Source organism: Paraburkholderia bryophila, assembly GCF_013409255.1.
Taxonomy (GTDB): Bacteria; Pseudomonadota; Gammaproteobacteria; order Burkholderiales; family Burkholderiaceae; genus Paraburkholderia.
This window is the reverse complement of record NZ_JACCAS010000001.1, coordinates 1,239,417-1,265,530: the sequence shown is the minus strand read 5'-3', so window position 1 is coordinate 1,265,530 and position 26,114 is coordinate 1,239,417. Positions and strand designations below refer to the sequence as shown.

19 protein-coding genes and 1 pseudogene are annotated in these 26,114 nt (G+C 62.5%); 13 read left to right on the top strand and 7 right to left on the bottom strand.

The window, feature by feature from the left end; translation table 11 throughout:
* Nucleotides 1-178: 178 nt before the first annotated feature.
* The 7 genes from hutH (at nt 179) to hutG (ending at nt 8,486) form a co-directional block, all read left to right on the top strand.
* The gene (hutH, locus tag GGD40_RS05630) at nt 179-1,702 is read left to right on the top strand and encodes a histidine ammonia-lyase (protein ID WP_179743049.1); all 1,524 of its coding nucleotides are present in this window, start codon (nt 179-181) and stop codon (nt 1,700-1,702) included.
* A 45-nt stretch (nt 1,703-1,747) separates the two neighbouring features.
* Nucleotides 1,748-2,443, top strand: a complete 696-nt coding sequence (gene hutC, locus GGD40_RS05625; protein WP_179705484.1) for a histidine utilization repressor — start codon at nt 1,748-1,750, stop codon at nt 2,441-2,443.
* A 67-nt stretch (nt 2,444-2,510) separates the two neighbouring features.
* Complete coding sequence (hutU, locus tag GGD40_RS05620; RefSeq protein ID WP_179705482.1) at nt 2,511-4,199, top strand: urocanate hydratase; 1,689 nt, start codon at nt 2,511-2,513, stop codon at nt 4,197-4,199.
* A gap of 2 nt (nt 4,200-4,201) precedes the next feature.
* Entirely contained in the window at nt 4,202-4,876 is a 675-nt protein-coding gene (locus GGD40_RS05615; RefSeq protein ID WP_179743048.1) for a HutD/Ves family protein, read from the top strand.
* 85 nt (nt 4,877-4,961) lie between these two features.
* Nucleotides 4,962-6,179, top strand: coding sequence for an imidazolonepropionase (gene hutI / locus GGD40_RS05610; protein WP_179743047.1), 1,218 nt, complete (start codon nt 4,962-4,964; stop codon nt 6,177-6,179).
* Between the two features lie 15 nt (nt 6,180-6,194).
* A complete protein-coding gene (locus GGD40_RS05605; RefSeq protein WP_179743046.1) occupies nt 6,195-7,592 on the top strand; it encodes a formimidoylglutamate deiminase in 1,398 nt (465 codons plus the stop codon).
* A gap of 81 nt (nt 7,593-7,673) precedes the next feature.
* Complete coding sequence (gene hutG, locus GGD40_RS05600) at nt 7,674-8,486, top strand: N-formylglutamate deformylase (protein WP_179743045.1); 813 nt, start codon at nt 7,674-7,676, stop codon at nt 8,484-8,486.
* Nucleotides 8,487-8,775: 289 nt separating this feature from the next.
* Here the strand turns inward: hutG and GGD40_RS36815 are convergent, their stop codons facing one another.
* Nucleotides 8,776-8,910: a hypothetical protein gene (locus GGD40_RS36815; protein ID WP_257030350.1), complete on the bottom strand. Its 135-nt coding sequence runs from the start codon at nt 8,908-8,910 to the stop codon at nt 8,776-8,778.
* A 334-nt stretch (nt 8,911-9,244) separates the two neighbouring features.
* Between GGD40_RS36815 and GGD40_RS05595 the strand changes: the two genes are divergently transcribed.
* Together GGD40_RS05595 and GGD40_RS05590 are read left to right on the top strand one after the other, a co-directional pair.
* On the top strand, nt 9,245-9,910 hold the full coding sequence (locus GGD40_RS05595; protein ID WP_179705472.1) for a hypothetical protein: 666 nt from the start codon (nt 9,245-9,247) through the stop codon (nt 9,908-9,910).
* A 74-nt stretch (nt 9,911-9,984) separates the two neighbouring features.
* On the top strand, nt 9,985-11,880 hold the full coding sequence (locus GGD40_RS05590; RefSeq protein ID WP_179743044.1) for a DUF3857 domain-containing transglutaminase family protein: 1,896 nt from the start codon (nt 9,985-9,987) through the stop codon (nt 11,878-11,880).
* 67 nt (nt 11,881-11,947) lie between these two features.
* Here the strand turns inward: GGD40_RS05590 and GGD40_RS05585 are convergent, their stop codons facing one another.
* The 5 genes from GGD40_RS05585 to glgC all read right to left on the bottom strand — a co-directional run bounded on the left by GGD40_RS05585 (nt 11,948) and on the right by glgC (nt 18,074).
* Nucleotides 11,948-13,096, bottom strand: coding sequence for a branched-chain amino acid ABC transporter substrate-binding protein (locus GGD40_RS05585; protein WP_179705470.1), 1,149 nt, complete (start codon nt 13,094-13,096; stop codon nt 11,948-11,950).
* 354 nt (nt 13,097-13,450) lie between these two features.
* The gene (locus GGD40_RS05580) at nt 13,451-13,912 is read right to left on the bottom strand and encodes a hypothetical protein (RefSeq protein ID WP_035551167.1); all 462 of its coding nucleotides are present in this window, start codon (nt 13,910-13,912) and stop codon (nt 13,451-13,453) included.
* A gap of 125 nt (nt 13,913-14,037) precedes the next feature.
* On the bottom strand, nt 14,038-14,904 hold the full coding sequence (gene pdxY, locus GGD40_RS05575; protein ID WP_179705468.1) for a pyridoxal kinase PdxY: 867 nt from the start codon (nt 14,902-14,904) through the stop codon (nt 14,038-14,040).
* A gap of 285 nt (nt 14,905-15,189) precedes the next feature.
* Nucleotides 15,190-16,650, bottom strand: coding sequence for a glycogen synthase GlgA (glgA, locus tag GGD40_RS05570; RefSeq protein ID WP_179705466.1), 1,461 nt, complete (start codon nt 16,648-16,650; stop codon nt 15,190-15,192).
* Nucleotides 16,651-16,808: 158 nt separating this feature from the next.
* Nucleotides 16,809-18,074: a glucose-1-phosphate adenylyltransferase gene (gene glgC / locus GGD40_RS05565; RefSeq protein ID WP_179705464.1), complete on the bottom strand. Its 1,266-nt coding sequence runs from the start codon at nt 18,072-18,074 to the stop codon at nt 16,809-16,811.
* 590 nt (nt 18,075-18,664) lie between these two features.
* Between glgC and GGD40_RS05560 the strand changes: the two genes are divergently transcribed.
* The 4 genes and pseudogenes from GGD40_RS05560 (at nt 18,665) to GGD40_RS05545 (ending at nt 23,186) form a co-directional block, all read left to right on the top strand.
* Nucleotides 18,665-19,789, top strand: coding sequence for an alpha/beta fold hydrolase (locus GGD40_RS05560; protein ID WP_179743043.1), 1,125 nt, complete (start codon nt 18,665-18,667; stop codon nt 19,787-19,789).
* Between the two features lie 211 nt (nt 19,790-20,000).
* Nucleotides 20,001-21,332, top strand: a pseudogene (locus tag GGD40_RS05555) (type VI secretion system Vgr family protein); the annotation flags it as partial.
* A gap of 68 nt (nt 21,333-21,400) precedes the next feature.
* On the top strand, nt 21,401-22,234 hold the full coding sequence (locus GGD40_RS05550; protein ID WP_373565258.1) for a DUF2515 family protein: 834 nt from the start codon (nt 21,401-21,403) through the stop codon (nt 22,232-22,234).
* Nucleotides 22,227-23,186 (top strand): hypothetical protein, encoded by a 960-nt coding sequence (locus GGD40_RS05545; RefSeq protein ID WP_218900820.1) that lies wholly within the window; start codon nt 22,227-22,229, stop codon nt 23,184-23,186. The genes GGD40_RS05550 and GGD40_RS05545 overlap by 8 nt, the downstream gene beginning before the upstream one ends.
* A gap of 702 nt (nt 23,187-23,888) precedes the next feature.
* Here the strand turns inward: GGD40_RS05545 and GGD40_RS05540 are convergent.
* Entirely contained in the window at nt 23,889-26,093 is a 2,205-nt protein-coding gene (locus GGD40_RS05540; protein WP_179743040.1) for an OsmC domain/YcaO domain-containing protein, read from the bottom strand.
* Between the last annotated feature and the right edge of the window lie 21 nt (nt 26,094-26,114).

The window sequence follows — 26,114 nt, the reverse complement described above, 5'->3', positions numbered from 1 at the left end:
ACGGGAAGCGCTCATGCGCCAATCGAGCCACCGCCCGACACCGCCGGCCTTCGCAGCAATATGCCGGACAGCTCGCTCCCTAATGGAAACCCCTAGGCCCGGGCGATTAAAAACAAGTTGTATATACAAGACGGTGCCGCTAGACTTCTCTCAAATTGTATAGACAGGAACACACACCATGATGATTCTGAAGCCCGGCTACCTGACCCTCCCGCAACTGCGCCAGATCGCTCGCGAACACGTCGCGCTGCAACTCGATCCCGCCAGCCACGCCGCCATCGACGCCTGCGCGCAAGCCGTTGCCGACATCGCCGCGAAGGGCGAGCCGGCCTACGGCATCAACACCGGTTTCGGGCGCCTCGCCAGCACGCATATTCCGCACGACCAGCTCGAACTGCTGCAGCGCAATCTGGTGCTGTCGCATGCGGTCGGCGTGGGTGTGCCGATGTCGCGTCCGGTGGTGCGTCTGCTGATCGCGCTGAAGCTGTCGAGCCTCGGCCGCGGCCACTCGGGCATTCGTCGCGAAGTGATGGAGGCGCTGATCACGCTGTACAACGCCGACGTGCTGCCGGTGATTCCGGTCAAGGGCTCGGTCGGCGCATCGGGCGATCTCGCACCGCTCGCGCATATGTCGGCGGCGCTGCTCGGCGTCGGCGATGTGTTCGCGAAGGGCGAGCGCATGCCCGCGACCGAAGGCCTCGCGCTGGTCGGCCTCAAGCCGCTCACGCTGCAAGCCAAGGAAGGCCTCGCGCTGCTGAACGGCACGCAAGCGTCGACCGCGCTCGCGCTCTACAACATGTTCGCGATCGAAGACCTGTACCGCACCGCGCTGGTGTCGGGCTCGTTATCGGTGGACGCGGCGGCCGGTTCGGTCAAGCCGTTCGATGCACGCATTCACGAACTGCGCGGCCATCAAGGCCAGATCGACGCGGCCACGGCTTACCGTTCGCTGCTCGACGGTTCGGGCATCAACGTCTCGCATGCCGATTGCGACAAGGTGCAGGACCCGTACAGCCTGCGCTGCCAGCCGCAAGTCATGGGCGCGTGTCTCGACCAGATGCGCCACGCCGCCAACGTGCTGCTGCTCGAAGCCAACGCGGTCTCCGACAATCCGCTGATTTTCCCGGACACCGGCGAAGTGCTGTCGGGTGGGAACTTCCACGCCGAGCCGGTCGCCTTCGCCGCCGACAACCTCGCGCTCGCCGCCGCCGAAATCGGCGCGCTGGCCGAACGCCGCATCGCGCTGCTGATCGACGCGACGCTGTCGGGTCTGCCGCCGTTCCTCGTGCGCGACGGTGGCGTGAATTCGGGCTTCATGATCGCGCACGTGACGGCCGCTGCTTTGGCGTCGGAAAACAAGACGCTCGCGCATCCGGCGTCGGTGGATTCGCTGCCCACGTCCGCGAACCAGGAAGACCACGTGTCGATGGCGACGTTCGCTGCGCGCAAGCTCGGCGACATTGCCGAAAACACCGCGAACATCCTGTCGATCGAATTGCTCGCCGCCGCGCAAGGTGTCGATCTGCGCGCGCCGCACAAGACCAGCCCGAGCCTGCAAAAGGTGATGGACGCGGTGCGCAAGGACGTCGCGCATTACGAGCTCGATCACTACTTCGCGCCGGATATCGAGGCGGTCACGAAGCTCGTGCAGAGCGGCACGATCGCGAAGCTGAGCCCGTTCGCGTTTGCCTCCGAACAGTAAGCCGTAATCACGCACCCGACTCACGCATTCAAGCCGAGCACGTTAATGAACGCACCCGCCTATCAGGGCATCAAGGACTTCATCCTCGCGCGCATTCACGCGGGCGAGTGGTCTGAAGGCGACCAGGTGCCGTCGGAAAACGAACTCGCGCGTGAGTTCAGCGTGGCGCGTATGACGGTGAACCGCGCGCTGCGCGAGTTGACCTCGGAGCAGGTGCTCACGCGGGTGCAGGGTTCGGGCACCTTCGTGGCGCGTCCTAAGTACGAATCGACGCTGGTGGCGATCCGCAGTATTTCCGACGAGATCGTCGCGCGCGGTCATCGCTATCAGGCGAAGGTGCTGCATATCGGCGCGAGCATTGCCGACGCAGCACTTGCCGAAGAGATGCAGGTGAGCGCCGGCAGTCCGGTGTTCCATTCGCGCGTGCTGCATTTCGAAAACGACGAACCGGTGCAGCTCGAAGAACGCTGGGTCAATCCGGCGGTGGCGCCCGAATACGCGCTGCAGGACTTCACCAACACCACGCCGAACCAGTATCTCGTGCGGGTGGCGCCGCTGCAGCGCGTCGAATACCGCATCGAAGCGCTGGCCGCCGACGCCGACACGCGCGAGCTATTGACCATGGACGAACTCGAACCGTGCCTCGTGCTGCACCGGCGCACGTGGTCGCAAAGCCAGGTCGCGTCGATCGCGAATCTCTGGCATCCCGGCAGCCGTTACCGCTTCACCGGACATTTCTGATTCACCGTTTTCCCCGACTCGTTTTCCGAACCTCTCCCGACCATCTTCAAGCATTCCGAGGGCCATCATGAACAACCCGAAGCACATCGACCCGCGTCTCGATCCCACCCGTACCATCCGCGCACCGCGCGGCGCGGAAAAGACCTGCAAGACCTGGATCGCGGAAGCCGCGTACCGGATGATCCAGAACAACCTGGACCCGGAAGTCGCCGAGCATCCGCATGCGCTGGTCGTGTACGGCGGTATTGGCCGGGCCGCGCGCAACTGGGATTGTTTCGATCAGATCCTCGCGTCGCTCAAAGACCTCGAAGAGAACGAAACGCTGCTGATTCAATCGGGCAAGCCGGTCGGCGTATTCCGCACGCATGCCGACGCGCCGCGCGTGCTGCTGGCGAATTCGAATCTGGTGCCGCATTGGGCGACGTGGGAACACTTCCACGAACTCGATCGCAAGGGCCTGATGATGTACGGCCAGATGACGGCGGGCAGTTGGATCTACATCGGCAGCCAGGGGATCGTGCAGGGCACCTACGAGACGTTCTTCTCGGTGGCGAACCAGCATTTCAACGGCGACCCGAAGGGCCGCTGGATTCTGACCGGCGGTCTGGGCGGCATGGGCGGCGCGCAGCCGCTCGCGGCTACGATGGCGGGCTTCTCGATGATTGCGGTGGAATGCGACGAGACGCGCATCGACTTCCGTCTGAAGACGCGTTACGTCGATAAAAAAGCGCAGACGCTCGACGAAGCGCTCGCCATGCTCGACGAAGCGAAGCAGGCCGGCAAGCCGGTGTCGATCGGTCTGGTGGGCAATGCGGTCGACGTGTTCGCCGAATGCGTGGCACGCGGCATCACGCCGGACTGCGTGACCGATCAGACCAGCGCGCACGATCCGATTCACGGCTACCTACCGCAAGGCTGGAGCGTGGAAGATTGGCGCGAACGCATGAAGACCGCGCCGGACAGCATCATCACGCCGGCCAAGCAGTCCATGGCCAGGCAGGTGCAAGCCATGCTGACGCTGCAGGAACGCGGCGCGGCCACGCTCGACTACGGCAACAATATTCGCCAGATGGCGCTGGAAATGGGCGTCGAGAACGCGTTCGATTTCCCGGGCTTCGTGCCGGCGTATATCCGCCCGCTGTTCTGCGAAGGCAAGGGCCCGTTCCGTTGGGTCGCGCTGTCGGGCGATCCGGAAGATATCTACAAGACCGACGCGAAGGTCAAGGAATTGATTCCCGACGATCCGCATCTGCACAACTGGCTCGACATGGCGCGCGAACGGATCGCGTTCCAGGGTCTGCCGGCGCGGATCTGCTGGGTCGGCGTGAAGGATCGTTATCGCCTCGGTCAGGCATTCAACGAAATGGTCAGGACCGGTGAGCTGAAAGCGCCGATCGTGATCGGCCGCGATCACCTCGACACCGGTTCGGTGGCGAGCCCGAATCGCGAAACCGAATCGATGAAAGACGGCTCCGACGCGGTCAGCGACTGGCCGCTGCTCAACGCGCTGCTGAATACGGCGGGCGGCGCGTCGTGGGTATCGCTGCATCATGGCGGCGGTGTCGGCATGGGCTTCAGCCAGCACTCGGGCGTCGTGATCGTCGCGGACGGCACGGATGCCGCGAAGGAGCGTCTCGGCCGCGTGTTGTTCAACGATCCGGCGACCGGCGTGATGCGTCACGCGGATGCGGGTTATGAACTCGCGCAGGAAACCGCGCGCGAGGCGGGTCTGCATCTGCCGATGCTGGGCCGTTGAACATGGCTGACGTCGGCAGCATGGCCAGCGTCACGCTGATTCGCGGCGCCGACCTCGTGGCGGCGCCGTGGAAGAACGGCGGCGGTGTCACGCGCGAAGTGGCGGCAGTGCCCGAGCAGGCGGGACTCGATTGTTTCGTGTGGCGCGTGAGCATTGCGGATGTCGCGCAAGCGGGGCCGTTCTCGCGTTTTGCGGGCATCGATCGCACGCTCGTGCTGTTGTCCGGCGCGGGCATGTTGCTCGATGAAATCGCCGAGCCGGAGAGTGTGCTGGTGGGCGAAGCCGCGTCGAGTGGCGTCGCGAACAGCACGATCAGCGCGAACGTCGTGAAGACGCACGCGTTGACGCAGCCGCTCGACATCGCGCGATTTGCCGGCGAGACGCCGATCGACGCGCGCCTCGTCGACGGCGCAACGCGCGACTTCAATCTGATGGTGCGACGTGGCGCGGCGCGCGGCGAAGTCGAGGTATGGCGCGGCGCGATGCAACACGCTTTATCCGCCGACGTCGTGCTGTTGTACTGCGCTGAAGGCGCCGTATCGGTGAGCCTCGGCGACGCGGCCGCGCAGCCGCTCGCCACCGGCGACACGCTGCGCGTCAACGCGCCGCACGCGCTGCACTGCGCGGTTCAAGACGCAGGCGCCTTGCTCGCAATCCGCCTCCACTACGAACGATGACGACGCTTCGCGTGCGCGCGCCGCGACATCGAGGCGCGCGCACGCGAACCACCACAGACACGCAACGAGCTGCAACGAGCACGCGATGAAGCAAACCGTCTGGCATCACCTGAAACTCTGCCCGCAGGGCGATCCCCACCACACGCTGCCCGACGCCGCGATCGCCGTCGAAGACGGCCAGATCGTCTGGCTCGGCGCGGCCTCCGAACTTCCCACGCATTACGCCAGTTGGCCGCGCGAAGATCTGCACGGCGCCTGGGTCACGCCCGGTCTGGTCGATTGCCATACGCATCTGGTGTACGGCGGCCAGCGCGCGGATGAATTCGCGCAGCGGCTCGCGGGCGTCAGCTATGAAGAAATCGCGCGGCAGGGGGGCGGCATTGTCTCGACGGTGCGCGCCACGCGTGCCGCGGATGAAGCGTCGCTGTTCGCGCAGTCGGCCGCACGGCTCGAACCGCTGCTCGCCGAAGGCGTGACGACGATCGAAATCAAATCCGGCTACGGCCTCGACCTCGCCAGCGAGCGCAAGATGCTGCGCGTTGCGCGTCAGTTGGGCGAGCGTTATCCGGTGACGGTGTACACGACGTTTCTCGGCGCGCACGCGTTACCGCCCGAATTCGCGGGCCGCGCCGACGCGTATATCGACGAAGTCTGCAACACGATGCTGCCCGCGCTCGCCGATGAAGGTCTCGTCGACGCGGTCGACGTGTTCTGCGAGCGCATCGGTTTTTCGCTGGAACAAAGCGAGCGTGTTTTCAACGCCGCGGCGCGTCACAAGCTGCCGGTGAAAATGCACGCCGAGCAGTTGTCGAACGGTGGCGGCACGGTATTGGCCGCGCGCCATCACGCGCTGTCCGCGGATCACCTCGAATTTCTCGATGAAGCCGGCGTCGCCGCGATGAAAGCGTCCGGTACGGTCGCCGTGTTGTTGCCGGGCGCGTACTACTTCATTCGCGAGACGCAACTGCCGCCGCTGGATTTGCTGCGGCGCTATCAGGTGCCGATCGCGATTTCGACCGACAGCAATCCGGGCACGTCGCCCACCACGTCGCTGCTGCTGATGATGAATATGGCGACCACGCTGTTCCGTATGACGGTGCCCGAGGTGCTGCAAGGCGTGACGTCGCACGCGGCGCAAGCGCTTGGCAAAGCGCACACGCACGGTTCGCTGGCTGTAGGGCGCGCGGCGGATTTCGCGGTGTGGTCGGTCGACTCGCTGGCCGAGCTGGCTTACTGGATTGGACGTCCGTTGTGCGCGCGAGTCGTGCGCGCGGGCGAGACCGTTTATACGCGTGTGAATTGAGCCAGGGCCTGAGAGATGACACAACTAGATCAATCGCTGTTTGCCGAGCATGCGTACCTGCCCGATGGTTGGCGCCGCAACGTGTTGCTCGAGTGGGACGCAAGCGGCACGCTGACGGCGGTCACGCCGGATACCTCTGTTGTACCTGCCGGCGTGCGGACAGCCGGCGGCCCAGTATTGCCCGGCATGCCGAACCTTCATTCGCACGCGTTCCAGCGCGCGATGGCCGGCCTCACCGAATATCGCGCCTCATCGGGCACAGGCGCTACCGACAACTTCTGGAGCTGGCGCGATCTGATGTACCGCTTCGCCGCGCGCATCACGCCGGAAGGCCTCGCCGCGGTCGCGCAATGGCTGTACATTGAAATGCTGAAGGCGGGTTATACGTCGGTGTGCGAGTTCCACTACGTGCATCACACGCCGGACGGCAGCCGCTACGCGAACCAGGCTGAACTCGCGCAACGTGTGGTGGATGCAGCGTCCGCAAGCGGTATCGGCATGACGATGCTGCCGGTGCTGTATCAGTACAGCGGCTTCGGCTCGCGTGCGCCGCGCGACGATCAGCAGCGCTTCATCAACACGCCGGAGAGTCTGCTCGATCTGCTCGGCACGTTGCGCGCGGCGCGTCCCGAAAGCGCCACGTTGCGCTACGGCGTGGCGCCGCATTCATTGCGCGCGGTCTCGGCGGATTCGTTGCGCACGCTACTAGGCGGCATCGATGCCAACGCGCCGGTTCACATCCATATCGCCGAACAGACCGCCGAAGTCGACGCGTGCGTCGAAACCGAAGGCGCGCGTCCGGTGCAATGGCTGCTGGATCGCTTCGACGTCGACAGCCGCTGGTGCCTCGTGCACGCGACGCATGTCGATGCGAACGAAACGCTCGCGCTCGCGAGAAGCGGTGCGGTCGCCGGTTTGTGCCTGACCACCGAAGCGAATCTCGGCGACGGCCTGTTCCCGGCGCAAGAGTATCTGGACGCGCAAGGCCGCATCGGCATCGGCTCGGACAGTCATATCGGCGTCGACTGGCGCGCGGAATTGCGCCTGCTCGAATACGGCCAGCGTTTGACGCGCCGGCAGCGCAACGTGCTGGCGTCGGCGCAGTCCACGCATGTGGCAGACCGTCTGTTCGACGCTGCGCTCGACGGCGGCGCGCACGCCGCCGGCCGCGCCGTCGGCGCGTTGCAGGCAGGCCGCCGCGCGGACTGGCTGGTGCTCGACGCGGACCATGCGAGCATCGCCGAACATGCGCCGAGCGCGTGGCTGTCGGGCGTTGTATTCTGCGAGCATGGCGAGACGCCGGTGCGCGACGTCTACGCGGGCGGCGTTCAGGTGGTCGAGAACCGCCGGCATCGCGATGAAGAGGGCGCTTACGCGCGCTATCGCGTGGCGCTCGCCGATCTGCTCAAATGACCGGCCCGGTCGGGCGCGCGGCATAAATCGCCCGACTGACGCATCGTCGCGACTCATCCCTCTCATCGAATCCGGACTGACATGACTGCATTGAACACTCCGCCGGTTGTATCGCTGCATCGGGGCAGTTTGCCGTTGCTGATCTCGATCCCGCATATGGGCACGCAAATCCCGGCCGATATCGCCGCGACGATGACGCCGGTCGCGCAACGCACCGACGATTGCGATTGGCATCTGGACCGTCTGTATGCGTTCGCGAAGCGCATGGGCGCGTCGATTCTCGCGCCGACTTACGCGCGCTACGTGATCGACCTGAACCGTCCGCCCGACGGCGCAAACCTGTACCCGGGCCAGGACACGACCGGCCTGCTGCCTGTCGATACATTTGACAAAGAGCCGTTGTATCTCGACGGCCATCTGCCCACCGACGCCGAAATCGCCCGTCGTCGCGACGCTTACTGGCAGCCGTATCACGACGCACTGACGAATGAACTGGCCGCGCTGAAAGCGGAACACGGCAAGGTGCTGCTGTGGGAAGCGCATTCGATCCGCTCGCACGTGCCGCGTTTCTTCGAAGGCCGCTTGCCGGATTTCAATTTCGGCTCGTCGAACGGCGCGAGCGCGGTGGCGGGACTGGCCGAGGAACTGGCTGCTGTGGTCGAGCAGCATGGCGGCTATTCGGCGATCGCCAACGGACGCTTCAAGGGCGGCTATATCACGCGTCAGTATGGGCAACCGTCGCAAGGCGTGCATGCGGTGCAGCTCGAGCTGTCGCAGATCACGTATATGGAAGAGCAGATGCCGTACGCGTATGACGAAACGCTCGCCACGAAAATCGAGCCCTTGCTCGAAGCACTCGTGACCACCGCGCTGGACCACGTCAAGGCGGCGTGACCCTCGCGTCGCGCCGACGATTCAAACACCTCTTCCGCTTCCACGCGGTTCATGACGCGACGCCTTGCGTTGCCGTCATGCCCGCGTCGGCTCACACCGTCAAGGTGTAACAGCATGTGTCCGTGATTGCATGCTGCCGTTTTCGCGCAGAACGTATAGGGCGGCGTGGCTTACCGCGCGTCGTGCCGGATCGACGGTCGGCAGTTTGCGGTCGGTGTGATGGCATAAAAAAAGCCCCGCTTGTGACGGAGCTTCTCGGATGCATGTGTGCCGCCAGGCGGCACGCCCATCAGTGGCAGCGATTTTCCCAATGATGGTGGACACGTACCTTGTGGCATACGCGGTGATGCTCATAAGCCTGTGCGGGAGCGATCGCGCTCAGAGCAACGACGGCGGCGGCAAGGGTGAGGACAATTTTCTTCATTACAAAATCCTTAATTCAAGTGGTGGCGCTATCGTTGCAGCACGACGCGTGCCGCAACGAATCGTCAGCATGCCACACCGTGAGCGATGGGCATATGAACGCGCGATGAATCCATCGGTCAATGAATAACGGTGCCGGCCGCAATCCGATAGCGGTGGCGGTTCGCAGCGTGATGACGAATGACGCGACGTAGCGTGTAATTTCCGCAACGCCGCGCGGCGGGCGATGTAACGCAGGGATTGCGCAGCGCGCCGCGCAGCGACTACCCTTTCAAAACGATGACGCGTGCGAGCGCGGCATCCCTACATCGGGCCACAAGATGGAAGACCCAGCGATGGAAGATTCCGACGAATTGTTGCTCCCGGTCTGGCGAGCGAACCTGGTTCTGTTGACCCGCGAGGTCGGCGCGGCGACCCGTCTCGCGCGCATGATGACCTTCTCCGCCAGCTATCTGAAACTGATGTTGTCCGGGCAGCGCGAATTCAGCGAGGAATTCGTGCGCGGGATCGAAGCGGTCACCGGTTTGCCGAACGGCTGGATGAACGCGCCGCATGGCGAGCAGGACATTCCGCCCAACGCGCGCGAGGCGATCGACAACGAACAGCCGCTCGCGCGCTTTCGCGGCACCGCGCATCCGGTGCGAAAAAAGACCGTGCTGCGGCCGCCAGAACCGATTTTCGGCCAACCGGCGGCGGCTAAACGCGTCGAGGAGGAAACGATCGACGCCGAGGCGCATCGGCGTCAGTTGCATCTACGCAAGGTCCGCGATCTGGCGATTCAGGACGTGCGGCGTTTCGAGCGGCATCTGAGTCACGCGCCGGTCGAACTGACGGCCTTGCGCGCGAAAGTGGAGGACGTGATCGCCGCCGCCGATCTCGACGATCCGATCCAGGCCGATCTTGCAGGGCGGCTGGAGCAGATCGAGAAGCATCGCCATTTGCTGCTTCGGCATGTGGAGCGACTGCAGGCGTTGCTGGCGCAGATCGGCGAGGGCGAGTGACGGCCGGTCGGGTCTCAGGTCGCCGCTTAGGTCGCCTCCACAGGCGCCACGCCGGGTTGATCCGCATCGCCGCGATGTTGACGTTAAGCGGCGCGTGCGTCGCCACCGCATTCGCCGACGACACGGCTGCCTCATCCGCCGACGATCGCGCGCCCTCCACGATGGAGAGCGACGTCCACCTGTTCACGATCCAGAAAGACGGCTCCATCGAAGAGCACGACGACACGATTCTGCGCGCCAATACGACGAGTGGCGTCGACGACATCGCGCAACGCTATGTGTGGTTCAACAAGGACATCGAGCAGGTGCAATTACTGGCCGCCGAAACGCTCGACCCGAACGGCGTCGCGCATCCGGTTGGCCCGGAAGCGATTCGCGACGTGCAGGAGCCGCGCTCGGCCGGCGCGCCGAGTTTCGAGGACGGCGTGTTGCGCACGGTGATTTTCCCCGGCGTGGAGCCCGGCTCGCGCGTGCATCTGGCGTTTCGCAAGACCCGCACGAAACCTTTGCAGGCCGGTACGTTCGCCTATCTGGTCGAGCCGACGCGCGACCCCGTCGACCTGCAACGCCTGATCTTCGATCTGCCCGCCGACGTGCCGCTCTATGCCGACGCGCGCGGCTACACCGCGTTGCCGCCGGTCACGGCCAACGGCCGCACCCGCTACGAATTCGACTACCGGCACGGGCCTTACGCGCCGCTCGAAGCGGGCGCGGTGGGTTACGCGAACTGGGGTGATCGGCTGATGGTGTCGACGGTGCCGGACTTCGCGAGTTTCGCGGCGCGTTATCGCGGGCCCGCGCTCGACGCCACCATGAGCGATCCTGCGATCGTCCGGCTGGCGCAGGAGCTAACTGCCGGCAGCGTCGATCCGCGCGACAAAGCCCGAGTTCTTTACGACTGGATGCGTTTGAATATCCGCTACGTCGCGTTGTTTCTCGGCGAGACGGCGGCGATTCCTCACAAGGCGATCGACATCCTGCATAACCGTTACGGCGACTGCAAGGACCACGTCGCGTTGTACAGCGCGTTGCTGGCGGCGGTCGGTATTCGCAGCGAGGCGGTGCTGCTCAACCTCGGGCCGTACTACAGCTTGCCGGCCGTGCCCGGTTACGGCAGTAGCGCGATCAATCACGCGATCGTGTGGATCCCCGAGCTGGCGTTGTACGCGGACACGACGGCGGGCGGCGTGGCGTTCGGCTATCTGCCGCCGAGCGTGATGGACCGGCCGGTGCTGCTGGTCGACGACGGCGTGCTGTCGCGCACGCCGGCCACGCAAGTACGCGAGCGCCGCGCGCGTCTGCAGATCGACGTCGACGAACAAGGCTCGGCGAACTACGCGTACCGCGTCGAAGACACGGGGTACACGGCGGAACTCGAACGCAACACGTTCCGGCGAGCGACGCGGCAGCGCACGCAACTGATCGCCGCGAACCGGCTGTTGATGACGGGCCTGCACGGCACGGCCCAGCTACGCACGGACGACGTCAGCGCCACGCACGGACCGTTTGCGACGTCGATGCAGGGCAGCGTGGCGCACTTCGTCTGGTCGGACGGCACCACGGCGGTGCCGGCGTTGACGAGTCTGTCGGGCGGAATGAGTTCGCAGGTGCAGGCGTGGCTGGCCGAGCCGGCGAGAACGCAGCCATGGGCCTGCCTGGGTGGCGCGTTTGACGAGACGCTGGAAATGACGTTGCCGCGCTTTGTCCGCGTGACGGATTTGCCGGTCGATACCTCGGTGCAGGACCGGTTTTTGACGTTCACGTCCCGCTATGTTTTCGATCCATCGACGCGCGTGTTGCAGGTCCGGCGGCAACTGCGAGCCGCCTTCGATCATCAGATGTGTACCGCCGATGAATTCGCCGCCATGAAAGACGACCTCGTGCGGATCGAGCGGGACCTTGACGCCGAGCTGGTGGTCAAGGTAGCCACGGTGGCGAAGGTGGCAAATTCAAATTCAACTTCGAAGTAGCGGGGTTGGCACGGCGTGAAGCCACGCCGTGCCAACCCCGCTTCAAGTCGCTAAAACAACTCGTACCTCAACCGCCGCTCTTCGTCACGATCGGCACCCACGCGCCGTTCTTGACCTGATACAGCGTCGACGACCCGCTCTTCAACGCGCCCGTGCTATCGAACGAGATCTTGCCGGTCACGCCGTCGAAATCGATCGCCTTCAACACCGGACGATAGACATTCGGCGAGCTGGATTTGGCCTGCTGCATCGCCTTGATCGCGGCCCACGCGCCGTCGTAACCGAACGGTGCGTACGACAGGATATCCACCCCGAAGCGCTTCTTGAACTTCGCGGAGAAGTCCTTGCCGCCCGGCAACTGCGCCAGCGGCCGGCCGTATTCCCACGCCTGGGCGCCTTCTGCCGCGTCGCCGGCGAGCTTGATGAAGTCCTCGTCCATCACGCCGCCGCCGCCCACCAGTTGAGCGTTCAGGCTCAACTGCTTCATCCGCTTCGCGAAGCCGGCCGCCTGCGTGTCCAGGCCGCCGAAGAACACCAGGTCGGCATTGGTCGACTTGATCTTGGTGATCTGCGTGCTGAAGTCGACCGCTTTGTTGTCGGTGTACTCGCGCGTCACGATGGTGCCGCCGTGCGCTTTCACCGCCTTCTCGAACTCGTCGGCCTCGCCCTGACCGAACGCGGTCCGGTCGTCGACGATCGCGATGCGCTTGGCCTTGCTCACTTCCACCGCGTAGACGCCCGCGTTGCCGGCGTTCTGCGCATCGGTAGAAATCACCATGAAGGTGTTCGCGAAGCCGCGCCCGGTGATGATCGGGTTGGTGGCGGCCGGGTCGATCACCGGAATGCCGGCCTGCTCATAAATCTGCGAGGCCGGAATCGTGGTGCCCGAATTGAAGTGGCCGACCACCGCCGAGACGCCCGAATCCACCAGCTTCTGCGCGGCCTGCACGCCGATGCGCGGGTCGGCCTGGTCGTCCTCGGAGACGAGCTGGAATTGCGTGACCTGGTCGCCGATCTTGATCTTCTGCGCGTTGGCTTCCTCGATGGCGAGCCTCACGCCGTTTTCCAGATCCTTGCCGTAGCCGGCGTTGGCGCCCGTCATCGGCGCGGCGAAGCCGATCTTCACCGTCTGATCGGCGGAACTGGCCAGCGGCGCGAGTGCGAACAGGGCGCCAGTGATCAATGCGAGTGGTTTCAGCGTAGTGCGAAGACTCATGGTCTCTCTCTCCTTCCATCGACAGTTTCAGGGTGTGTGAAAGCGGCAAGGCAGTAACGCTGATCGGCGCTCAAGCAGGGTGAGGCATGGCGCACATCGCAAGACTACGGATGATCGGTCGCCATAAACAATGCTGGAATACGCGCAGTAGCTGTCACACGCCGGGTAATCTGGCGCGAATATAGAAAGCCAATTTGCCGCCGTCTTGGCAGTTCGAGGCGCTTTGAATGAGCATTTCGGCACAGGGCCCGCAGCGCATACGCTGGCGGCCTGTCGGCGCGGGCGGATGGGTGCGGATTACGGCACATGCTTAAGACGCCGGCGCGAGCGCGCCGGCGGTGGGGCTTGATGCTTTTAGTGCTCGCCTTGCTGGCGCAGCAACTCTTCACGCAGACGCAGCAACGGCGCCTTGGTGTCGTCGTCGGCCCAGGTGTCGAGGTCGTCGATCGCGCGCTGGCAGCCGTCGAGCACGAGGTCGATATCCACCGGCACGCCGTTGTTCAGCGCGAACTCGATGGTCTCGGCGAACTGCTGGCATTCGTCTTCGCCGTAGGAGATGTCGAGGTTGTCCGCGATCACTTCGGCAATGTTGCTGCGGGCGCGGTCGTCGGGCGTCACCATCTCGATGATGCCGCGCGCCACGGCCGGCGAGTAGTACAGCGCAATGTCGAGCCACTGCGCGGGATCGAAGTCGGCCTGATCGAACTGGTTCTCGAAGAACTCGATCGCTTCCTGTTCGTGAGTTTCGTCGGCGTCGACGCTGACGCACAACTGCTCAAAATATTCTTCCCGCTCGCTGCGGATATAGCCGTCCATCGATGCCTCGTCTGCTGAATGCTTGATGCCTGAAAAGTGGCGAGTGGGCGAGGGCATGCCTCGATGCCTCGTCCACGCGGCAAGCATTATAGGACGTGATAGGACCTGACACGCCGCGCGGCGGCTTAAGCGCTGTCCGCCACCCATGCATCGAACCACTCGCGCGGCTGCGCGATTTCGTTCTGCGCGGCCACCAGTTCCAGTTCGTAGCGCCCGGCTTGCCAGGTCGCCTTGACCACTGCGTTGACGGCGGCCAGCGTGTGTTCGAACGCCGCGCGAATCGAATCGCCCAGCAGCGTGCGCGCAACGAACACCGCGCTCGTCAGGTCGCCGACACCGACCGGTTGACGCGCGAACGGGTAGAGCGGGCGCTGGCCCATCCAGGCTTCCCGTTCGGTGACGACCAGCATGTTGAAGCGGTCGGCGGGGCTGTTGCGGTCGAGCAGATGCTTGACCAGGATCAGCTTCGGCCCACGCGCGATCAGTTCGCGGCAGGCGGTCACCGCTTCTTCGAGCGTCTCGATCTCTCGGCCCGCGAGACGTTGCAGCTCGGTATGGTTCGGCGCCATTGCGTCGGCCATTTCCGGCATGGTGCGTACCAGAAACTCCTGGATGCCCGGCTCGACCTTGCAGCCGCTCGCGGCGCCCATCACCGGATCGCAGAAGTACCAGGCGCGCGGATTGGCGGCCTTCACGGCCTTGACGATTTCCAGCACCGACTGGGCTTGCTCCGGCGTGCCGAGATAGCCGGACAGTACCGCGTCGCAACGCGGCAGCATGCCGATCGCGCCGATGCCTTCGACCAGCGCTTCCATTTGCGCGGCCTCGATCGCGCCGCCGGTCCAATGGCCGTATTGCGTGTGGTTCGAGAACTGCACGGTATTGAGCGGCCAGACGTTGACGCCGAGCCGGCGCATCGGGAATTCGGCCGCACTGTTGCCGGCGTGCCCGAACACGACATGGGACTGAATGCTCAGAACGTTTTTCGTCATGGTGTAGCCCGCGCAAGCGCTCATGCGCGATCAATGGAAACGGGAAGGTGCGCCGCGTTGGCGTGATCCGGCAGGAGCCGGACGCCTCATGCGGCGGGATTGCTTCAGATCATGCAAGAAAAATGCACGCCCTGCAGGGTCAGGCAACAATACATGAGTTTGCCGCGCGCGAGTTGATCCGGCCCTGAGGTTGTTGCGTCGAACCATCAGACGGATGGTGGTTTGTCGAACGGCGCGCAACGGCGGCTGCCAGCGCGCCAGCGTGGCGCGCGTGCCGCAGTCCGCTCAGGTGAGTTCGCGATACAACGCCAGATAGCGCTCGGCCGACGCCCCCCAGCCGAAGTCCTGGCGCATGGCGCGCCGCTGCGTTGCCTTCCATTCGGTGCGGCGGTCGTACAGCGCGAACGCGCGGCGGATCGCGCTGGCAATGCCTTTCGGCTCGAACCGCTCGAACACGAAACCGGTGGCGAGGTCGTCGGCGAGATTTTCGAGCGATGCGTCCACCACTGTGTCCGCGAGTCCGCCCACGCAGTGCACCAGCGGCAGCGAGCCATAGGCCAGCGCGTAGAGCTGGGTCAACCCGCAGGGCTCGAAACGCGACGGCACCGCGATCACGTCGCTGCCCGCGACGATCGTATGCGCGAGCGTTTCGTCGAAGCCGAGTTCCACCGCGACCGATTCCGGATGCGCATGCGCGGCCCGCTTCAGGCCGTTTTCGAGCGCCGGGTCGCCGGTGCCGAACACCACCAGTTGCCCGCCGCGTTTGACAATTTCCGGCACCGCTTCGAGCAGCAGATCGAGGCCTTTCTGTTCGGTGAGGCGGCTCACCACGCCGAACAGCAGCGCGTCGCTTTTCTGCGCGAGGCCGAAGCGCTTTTGCAGCGCTTCCTTGCACGCCAGCTTGCCGGCGAGGCGCGTGGCGTTGTAATGCGAGTCGAGCAGGGTGTCGCTGGCGGGGTTCCACACGTCGTAGTCGACGCCGTTCAGAATCCCGCTCAGATCGTGCGAGCGATGGCGCAGCAGTCCGTCCAGACCGCCGCCCTGAGCCATCGTCTGGATTTCGCGAGCGTAAGTCGGACTGACGGTCGTGATGCGGTCGGTGTAGTAAAGCCCGGCTTTGAGGAACGACAACTGCCCGTAAAACTCGATGCCGTGCATCGTGAAAAAGTCGTCGGGCAAGCCGAGTTGAGCGAACTGCTGCGCCGGAAATACGCCTTGATACGCGAGGTTGTGCACGGTAAACACACAACGCGCGAGCGGCCGGCCCGACTGGCGCTCCGCCGCTTTCAGATAGGCGGGCGCGAGTCCCGCATGCCAGTCGTGCGCGTGGATGATCTGCGGCGTCCATGCCGGGTCGAGGCGCTGCGCCAGTTGCGCGGCGACCCAGCCGAGCAGCGCGAAGCGCAGCGCATTGTCGCCGTACGGCACGTGTTCGTCGTTCAGATACGGGTTGCCGGGCCGGTCGTACAGCGTGCCCGCGCGGATCACGTAGACGATCAGGCCGTTCGAGGGCAGGGTGCCGCGTTCGAGCGTCACGTCCGGCGCGTCGAAGCGGCGGCCCAGGCGCGCCACCGGTTGCAGGTCGGCGAGACCGGCGACTACCGCCGGAAAGCCCGGCAGCAGCACTCGCACGTCGGCGCCGCGCTCGATCAGCGCGGGCGGCAACGCACCCGCGACGTCGGCGAGACCGCCCGTTTTGAGGAGGGGATACAGCTCGCTTGCGACGTGCAGGGCGCGTATCGTCATAGGCCTTTGTCTCGTTTGCGATGAGGGAATGCGGTCAGTCGGTTCTGTCGGCTCAGGGGCAACTTAGGGGCAACTTAGGGGCAACTCAGGGACACCTCAGGGACACCTCAGGGACACCTTCGGGGCCGCCATCGGCGACCCCGGCGGCCTTACTTCACTTACTTCACCGTCTGCCGCAGCGCTTCGGGCGTGACCAGCACGACGCCGTCGTCGGTACGGTAGAAGCGTTCGGCGTCGCTCGCGGGATCTTCGCCGATCACCGTGCCGTCCGGAATCGCGCAACCGCGGTCGATCACCACCTTCTGCAGCCGGCAGCTCGCGCCGACGGTCACCTGTGGCAACAAGACTGCCTCACTGATGTTACAGAATGAACTCACTTTGACATTCGACGACAGCACCGAGCGCGAAATCTGCGACCCCGAAATCACGCAGCCGCCGCACACCAGCAGGTTGTTGCCCGTGCCTTGCAGCCCCTTCAAGTCGCGCACGAACTTGGCGGGCGGCAACTGTTCCTGATACGTCCAGATCGGCCAGCTACGGTCGTACAGGTCGAGTGTCGGGATCGTGGAGGCGAGGTCGAGGTTGGCGGCCCAGTAGGCGTCGATCGTGCCGACGTCGCGCCAGTACGGCTCGACGTTCGGGTCCGACGACACGCACGACATGCTGAACGGATGCGCGATCGCCGTGCCTTGCGTGACGACGCGCGGCAGGATGTCCTTGCCGAAGTCGTGATCCGTTTCGATGCTGGAGATGTTCTCTTCGAGCAGCGAGTACAGATAATCCGCGTTGAACACGTAGATGCCCATGCTGGCGAGCGCGATGTCCGGCCGGCCGGGCATGGCAGGCGGGTCGGCGGGTTTTTCGACGAAGCCGGTCACGCGGCGGTTTTCGTCGACGGCCATCACGCCGAAGGCCACCGCGTCCATGCGCGGCACCTCGATACAGCCGACCGTGCAATCCGCGCCGCTTTCCGCGTGATCGGCGATCATGCGCGTGTAGTCCATCTTGTAGATGTGGTCGCCGGCCAGCACCACCACGTACTTCGGCCGGATCGAGCGGATGATGTCGAGGTTCTGGAACACGGCATCCGCCGTGCCGCGATACCAGTGAGCGCCTTCCACGCGCTGTTGCGCTGGCCACAGGTCGATGAATTCGCCGAATTCGCCGCGCAGGAAGCTCCAGCCGCGCTGCAGATGGCGCAGCAGCGAGTGCGCCTTGTATTGCGTGACCACCGCGATGCGGCGGATGCCGGAGTTCAGACAGTTGGACAGCGCGAAGTCGATGATGCGGTACTTACCGCCGAAGTGCACCGCCGGCTTGACGCGTTTATTGGTAAGCGGCCCGAGCCGCGTGCCCCTTCCGCCCGCGAGGACGATGGCGAGGGTGGTGCGTTGCAGATCGTTCAGCCGTGCCGGAGTGTCCATGTCTGTCTCCTTTATCGACCGGGTCTGGCGCGGTGGCCCGGGTTGGCGCTCTGGCGCTTACTCGGGTCGTCACGCTCGCTCCGGTCGTTTGCAAGATGGTTGCTGGTTAGTATGTCCCGGATGATTGGTCGCTGGTTCTCTCCGCTGATGATTCGTGCTGCCTGGCGGCGCCGTCTTCGCGGACCCGTCTGCTAGTTCTAGCACCGATTGGCCGCGAGCACGTAGTGTGAATTGTGCGGAGGGTCGCCACCTACCCCTGTTGCGCACGATCAACCCTTGCACGAGGCGGCTCCGTGCGGCACGACACACAGGGCGTGAGGTGGGGTGGCGCAATATGCGTGCCATGGTGGTGTGCGGCACTGGTTGCGTTGCTTGCCGCCCTGGTGGGGGCCTCGTTTGAGGCTCCTCTTGTTGCCTCGCTGTTGCCTTGCCGTTGCCTTGTTTGCTGCCGCCAGCAGCCTGCGCGCGCGGCTGCAGAGTTCGGGTGGTGCGTCGTAGAATCGTGCGCTTCCGGCCGCGGTTCGGTGGGTGGCTTGCCTGACGCTTCGACCGCGATGCTTCCCGTTACTTTCAGTTTGAAAAATATCCCGATGAGTTTTCGCCGCCGTTCCCTGCTCGCGATGTTGGGCGTTTGTGCGTTGACGGTTGCGCCTGCCGTGTTGGCTGCTTCGACGGGTTCGAGCGCTTCGCCTGCCGCGACCGCCAGCGCCGCTGATGCCCCAGGCGCTGCCGCGGCGGCGCCCGCCTCCATCGCCGCTGACAACGCCGGTCCCGCCTACGGTCCCGAACTCCAGGGCTTCAACTATCCCGCGCCGGTCGAGCAATTCGACTTCACGTCGCAAGGCGTGGCGTTGCATATGGCGTACATGGATATCAAGCCGGCTAATCCGAACGGCCGCACGGCGGTGTTGCTGCACGGCAAGAACTTCTGCGCGGCGACGTGGGACGCGACGATCCGGCGTTTGAGCGACGCCGGCTATCGCGTGATCGCGCCGGACCAGATCGGCTTCTGCAAATCGAGCAAACCCGAGCGTTACCAGTACAGCTTTCAGCAACTCGCGCGCAATACGCATGCGCTGCTGACATCGCTTGGTGTCAGCGACGCGACCGTGATCGGTCATTCGACCGGCGGCATGCTGGCGATCCGCTATGCGCTGATGTATCCGCGCGAGACGCAGCAACTGGTGCTGGTGAACCCGATCGGTCTGGAGGACTGGAAGGCGAAGGGCGTGCCGTCGCTGTCGGTGGATGAGTGGTATGAGCGCGAGCTGAAAACGACCGCCGACGGTATTCGTCGCTACGAGCAGTCCACCTATTACGCGGGCCATTGGCGCGCCGATTACGAGCCGTGGGTGCAGATGCTGGCGGGTATGTACCGAGGGCCGGGCAAGCAGATCGTCGCGTGGAATTCGGCCTTGCTGTACGACATGATTTATACGCAGCCGGTGGTGTATGAGTTGGGGCAGTTGAGTATGCCGACGCTGTTGCTGATTGGGCAGAAGGACACGACCGCGATCGGTAAGGATGCTGCGCCGCCTGACGTGCGTGAGAAGCTTGGTCATTATCCGGAGCTGGGGAGGGCGGCGGCGAAGGCGATTCCCCATGCGACGCTGGTCGAGTTCGCGGAGTTGGGGCACGCGCCGCAGATGCAGGATCCGCAGGCGTTTCATCGGGCGCTGGTGGATGGGATGGCGGCGGTGCCGGGGAATCGGTAGGCGTTCAGGCCTGGCATCGTGCTTAATTTGAGATTTTCGACATTTATTTGAAAAATCACCGAGAGGTTGTGTCGATATTCAAAATGCATAATCCGATTGCGGAAAAATACCGCTTTACCGTTGCCGATATCGATTATCTGGCTGATTAATCTGAATATTTGTAGAATTGCGAAATAGTCGATAGGTCGATCAATTATCGAGAAGAGGTGGTATGGGCGCGCAGGACATAATCGGGGCAATGACCGGCGGACTCGTCCAGAGTGATCGCCTGCTTAAGCTGGATACATCCCTTGGCGGCACTACCTTGTTACCCCAACGGGTTGTCGGCCATTCACGAATCGGCCGTCACTACGAATTCGCCGTCGACGTTGTTTCTACATCCGGCACTATCGAACTCAAGACGCTGATCACCCAGCCAGTGACACTGTGGATCCAGCAAGCCGACAGTTCCTATCTGCCTCACCATGGATATGTGCATACCGCCCGCCGCCTGGGATCGGATGGTGGACTCACAAGCTATCAGATCGCATTTGCGTCCTGGATGCACTTCTTGCGGTTTCGTAAGGACGCACGGATCTGGCAGGACAAACCGGTCGATCAGATTCTGACGGACGTGTTCAACATGCACCTACAGGCTCAGGGTGCGTTTCGATTCGCCCTGAGCAAGCCGTTGCCCTCGCTGTCGTTCTGCGTGCAATACGATGACGACTGGAATTGCGTGCACAGGCTGATGGAGAGCGAGGGCCTGTTCGGCTATTTCGAGCAGGCGAGCGACGGGAAGTCACATACGCTCGTCGTCACGGACAGTCTCGACGCGTTTCAGCCGCTTTCACCTCAGACAGTAGAGTTCTACCGCGCCGGCACGAACAGCGAAACCGATGCGTTGCTGCAGTGGGCGGGTACGCGAACATTGCAAAGCACGACTCTCACAACTCGCACCTTCGATTACAAGGCACCCGCTCCGCGAGGAAATCCGAAGGGGACAAACATCCCGACGCTTCCCACGCAAGGCGACCTTCCCCAGCAAGCCGAGGTATATGAATACACGGGCGCTTACACCTATGCCGGTCAGAACCGAGGCGAGCACCTGTCGAAAATTCGTATGGAGGAGTGGGAATCGCGGGCCAAGCGTTTCTTCGGCGCAGGTGGCGCGCGGGGGGCGGACGCGGGTCGGTGGTTCGAGCTGGACAATCATCCTGAGCATGCTGCGGATAACGTCCAAAAACGGCAGTTCGCCATTATCGAGGCCGCCTGGTTCGTTGAAAACAATCTGCCGGTGTCCAGTCAGGCTGCAGATTTCCCTCATAGCCTGAACAGCCAGTTGGCGACGATCAGGACGAACTACGCCTCGGAAGCCGGCCTGAAGGTTCGGCACGCCGATGGCAGCGAAGGCTTCTTCCTGGTTGAGATTGAGACGCAACGCAAAACTATTGCGTATCGCAGCCCGTTCGAACATCGCAAACCGGATATGTTTCTGCAGTCGGCGATAGTCGTTGGTCCTGCAAACGAAGAGGTCTACACGGACACTCTGAATCGTATTAAACGGACAAGGCAGGACGTTTCTACTGGCCCGGCCTCGCCGCGTTTGCCGCGAAAGAGGTCGTGGCCGGGATGGATCTTGCGATGCAGTTCATGTCGGTGCAGAAACCTCAGGCGGCGCTCGGTATGGCGCGCGATTCGGCGCGCGTGACGTTCTACTATCTTGCGAAGGGCAATCTCTGGGTCTTTCTCGAAGTGACCACGTGGCACCTCTTCTATCGGGACCACGGCAAGGAACTGTTCGAACACTGCAAGGACAAGCGCGACGTCGGCACATACGATCCGGTGGTCAAGAAAATTATTCAGAGTCTGCCTTGGGCGAGCGGCCCGAACAACGGATTGATCGAAGCGCTGCGCAAGAAGATCGTCGTTTTCGGCGCGGCTGACATCAAGGACGGGTCGGCGCTCGCAGAAATGAACCAATGCAAGCTTACCCCGTATCTGAACAATGGCTTTGGCCTGCTGGAGCAGTATGAAGCATCGAGCGCCAGAGGCCGGCCGCCACTTGCCCGCTCCGCAGCGTGGCAATTTCTGCTACACGAGCAGACGCTTCATTTGCAGAAGATGGTGTATGACCACAAGGAATTCCGCGATGCCATCGATATGAACGATTTCGGTCGGTTGCCCGTGTTGCGTTCGTTGTCGGGCGCGAAGGACCCCACGGTGTTTTTCAACGCATCGGCGGATGTCACGCCGGGCATCGAGGAATCGGAATTGAAGCCGCACGGTCTGCAAACGGATGACATCAAGGTGACAATGGACACTGGCAAACTTTATGACACGCCCGACCGGATGGGCTACGTCACGAAGATCCTGAACAAATACCATTACCTGATGACGTCGCCGCGATATCGGCCGTACATGATCGAGCAGATTGGAACAATCGGCGGGTGGCAGGATGCTTGAGCGATGGATCGCGACGATAGCCGCATGCGCCGCAATTGCGTTGGGTTCGACCCACGCGTGGTCTGCAAAAGGCGAAGCAACGAACGTTCAGCAAGGAAAACATGTGATGCAGGCAAACCTCTCCTTCGGATTGGGCGAAAACAGCGATGAGATCATGCGCAAGGCCGCGGTGCCGATCAGGAAATCAACGGTGTCCACGGCGTTGATGTACGACGCGAGCCGTATCGCGACCGGCGTCGAGCCAGTCTTTGAACTCAAGGATAGCCGGTATGGCGTGCTCTTTCCCCAGGCAACCGACATCGAATTCATGTCGGACTCCGAGGAAGGCGCGCGCGTGCGCAATATCGAGGTGACCTTCAAGGTTCCTGCACCACCGCACGACATCAAGGATCAGGTGGCGCTGAGTGCTTACGACGACGCGATCTATCGCTACGTCATGGATGTCATCGCGCGTATCAACCGGGCCGGCTGGAAGCGCTTCATCGCAGCGGATTCGCCACGGCTCGGCGGACTGGACACGTATGTTTTCGACGCCCCCGTGAGCGGGCAGAAATATTCACCGCCGCCAGGCATCGACTATGCGGACCCGACCTACCCGTTGACGCTGGAGCAATGGAAACGTCTTAGGGCAGGAGGCACGGTCGTCTGGAGTTGGCACGTCGACACTATGTTTATCGATCTTCAATATACGAAAGACTTCCGTGCGGCAGACGCGCCACTGGTGGTTGGCGATCAGCTGAACGCAACGATCAGGACCGACGAAACGTGGCTCGACGCGTTCGGTAAGGATGGCGACGTCACGCCCGACGCCTTGCGTGCCCGCTACCGTGGTGCTTTGCCGGACATGCTGGCGACCCGCAGAAAGGCGGAAACGATGGCGCGTGCTCAGGGCGCCACGATTCTCGATCATTGGAATGAGACCGTTATCTCTGGCGTTCCTGTTCACCAATGACCAGCGATCCGTTACCCGAGATTGCCTCATGGTAAGCCGGTTGATTTTTCACATGCATGCAACGTCGGCAGAGGTATTTGAGGCATTCCACAATCACGACACGCGCCTGCGCTGGGACAAACGGTGGAAGGTGGCTATCGTTATCCGTACGTTGGGGCCGTTTCGATCAACGTCGGACGTGGATGGAAGGGGGTATTCTGTTTGCGTACGCGTTTTATTGCCTACGATCCACCACAACTCGCCGCAGCCACAATCGACCAACCTGCAGGCATTTTCAATGAGTGGAGTGCGTCGATCCGCCATCGCGATCGCGACGACGGCACATCGGATCTCATTTACACTTTTAGACTGGGCTTACGTCCGCGATGGTTCCATTGGCTTTGCGTGGACGCGGTGACTGCGATCTTCGAGGAAGAAACACGGCAACGTTTCGAGTCGCTCGCCGCCTTTCTCCGGAAATAGGTCGATGCTCTTGATGAGCCTGAATCGGTCGCGAAATGCTCGTGGAAACGCAATTTTTCTGCAACTCGAGCGGTTGCCTTCGAGCCAGACGTGTTGACTGTCAAACGCAGCCGGTGGTGTTGGCGACCGCGAACCTGTCCGCTCTGGTCGTGACAAGGTGGGCGGCGCCCATCTCGGCGGCATCAATATTGATGCACGCCGCCACAGACGGCCGCTCAAGTTCAGTCCTGCCTCGCAACCCTACTTCCCCGCACCCGCCGCATTAGCCCGCGCCGTATGCAATTTCTTATAACTGTCGATCAACCGATGGTGCCTGTCGAGCCCCTCCAGTTTCATACTAGTCGGCGTCAAACCATAGAACCGCACGCTGCCGTCCACCGACCCCATTACCGCATCCATCCGAACATCACCAAACATCCGACGGAAATTAACCTCGTAGTCATCCAGCTCAAGTTCGTCGTCAAGCATCACCTCCAGCACCACATTCAAGGCCTGGTAAAACAATCCGCGCTCGACCGTGTTGTCGTTGTACTGCAGGAAAGCGCCCACCAGTTCTTGCGCCGCCTCGAATTGCTGCAAGGCGAGATTGATAAGCAGCTTCAACTCGATAACGGTTAGCTGCCCCCAGTCCGTATTCTCGTCAAATTCGATGCCGATCAACGTGGCGATATCGGAGTACTCATCCAGTTCACTATTCTCCAGCCGCTCAAGCATGGCGGCCAGGGCGGCGTCGTCCAGACGATGCAGGTTCAAGATATCGGCGCGGAACAACAGCGACTTGTTCGTGTTATCCCAGATCAAATCGTCTACCGGATAAACTTCGGAATAACCCGGAACTAAAATCCGGCAGGCGACGGCGCCCAACTGGTCATACACCGCCGAATATACTTCTTTGCCCATCTCTTCGAGAATGCCGAACAAGGTCGCCGCTTCCTCGACATTGGAGTTTTCACCCTGGCCAGAGAAATCCCACTCGACAAACTCGTAATTCGCTTTGGCGCTGAAAAAGCGCCACGACACGACACCACTCGAATCGATGAAGTGCTCAACAAAGTTATTCGGTTCAGTCACGGCGTTACTGACAAAAGTGGGCTGAGGTAAATCGTTCAGACCTTCAAAACTGCGTCCCTGTAGCAACTCCGTCAGACTCCGTTCCAGCGCCACTTCGAAGCTCGGATGAGCGCCGAACGACGCAAAAACACCGCCTGTGCGCGGGTTCATCAACGTGACGCACATCAGCGGGTAGACGCCGCCTAGCGACGCATCCTTCACCAGCACGGGGAAACCTTGCTCTTCCAACCCCTTGATCCCGGCCAGAATGCCAGGGTATTTCGCCAGCACTTCCTGCGGTACATCCGGCAGCGCGATTTCACCTTCCAGAATTTCTCGCTTGACCGCCCGTTCGAAAATCTCGGACAGACATTGCACCTGTGCTTCGGCCAGCGTATTACCGGCACTCATGCCATTGCTGACGTACAGGTTCTCGATCAGGTTGGACGGAAAGTACACCACTTCGCCGTCCGACTGCCGTACAAACGGCAGCGAACAGATACCGCGCTCCACATTGCCGGAGTTGGTGTCGTACAGATGCGAGCCACGCAATTCGCCATCGGGATTATAAATTTCCCGACAATACTCATCCAGAATCTCAGCCGGTAGCGCATCCTTGCGGCCGGGCTTGAACCAGCGTTCGTTCGGGTAATGGACAAACGCCGCATTGGCGATATCTTCGCCCCAGAATGCAGCACCATAGAAATGATTGCAGTTCAGGCGTTCGATAAACTCGCCCAACGCCGACGCCAACGCGCTTTCTTTGGTCGATCCCTTGCCATTGGTAAAGCACATTGGCGAATGCGCATCGCGGACATGCAGCGACCACACATTCGGAACGATATTGCGCCACGAAGCAATTTCAATCTTCATGCCCAAGCCCGCCAGAAGGCCGGACATATTGGCGATGGTTTGCTCCAGCGGCAGATCCTTGCCCACGATATAGGTGCTGACGTCCGAAGCCGGGTTCAGCGTCAGCAAGGCCTGAGCATCGGCATCCAGGTTTTCCACCTCTTCAATGACAAACTCGGGTCCGGCTTGCACCACTTTCTTCACCGTACAACGGTCGATAAAGCGCAAAATGCCCCGGCGGTCTGCTTCCGACATGTCCGGCGGCAATTCAACCTGAATCTTGAAAATCTGTCGATAACGGTTTTCCGGATCGACAATATTATTCTGCGAAAGGCGGATATTTTCCGTCGGAATATTGCGATTCACGCAGTACAGCTTCACGAAGTAAGCTGCGCATAAAGCCGATGAAGCCAGAAAATAATCGAACGGACCTGGTGCCGAGCCGTCGCCTTTATAGCGGATAGGCTGGTCGGCCACGACGGTGAAGTCATCGAACTTGGCCTCAAGACGTAGCTTGTCGAGGAAGTTGACTTTAATTTCCATAGGGGAATCCTGAAATGGTGC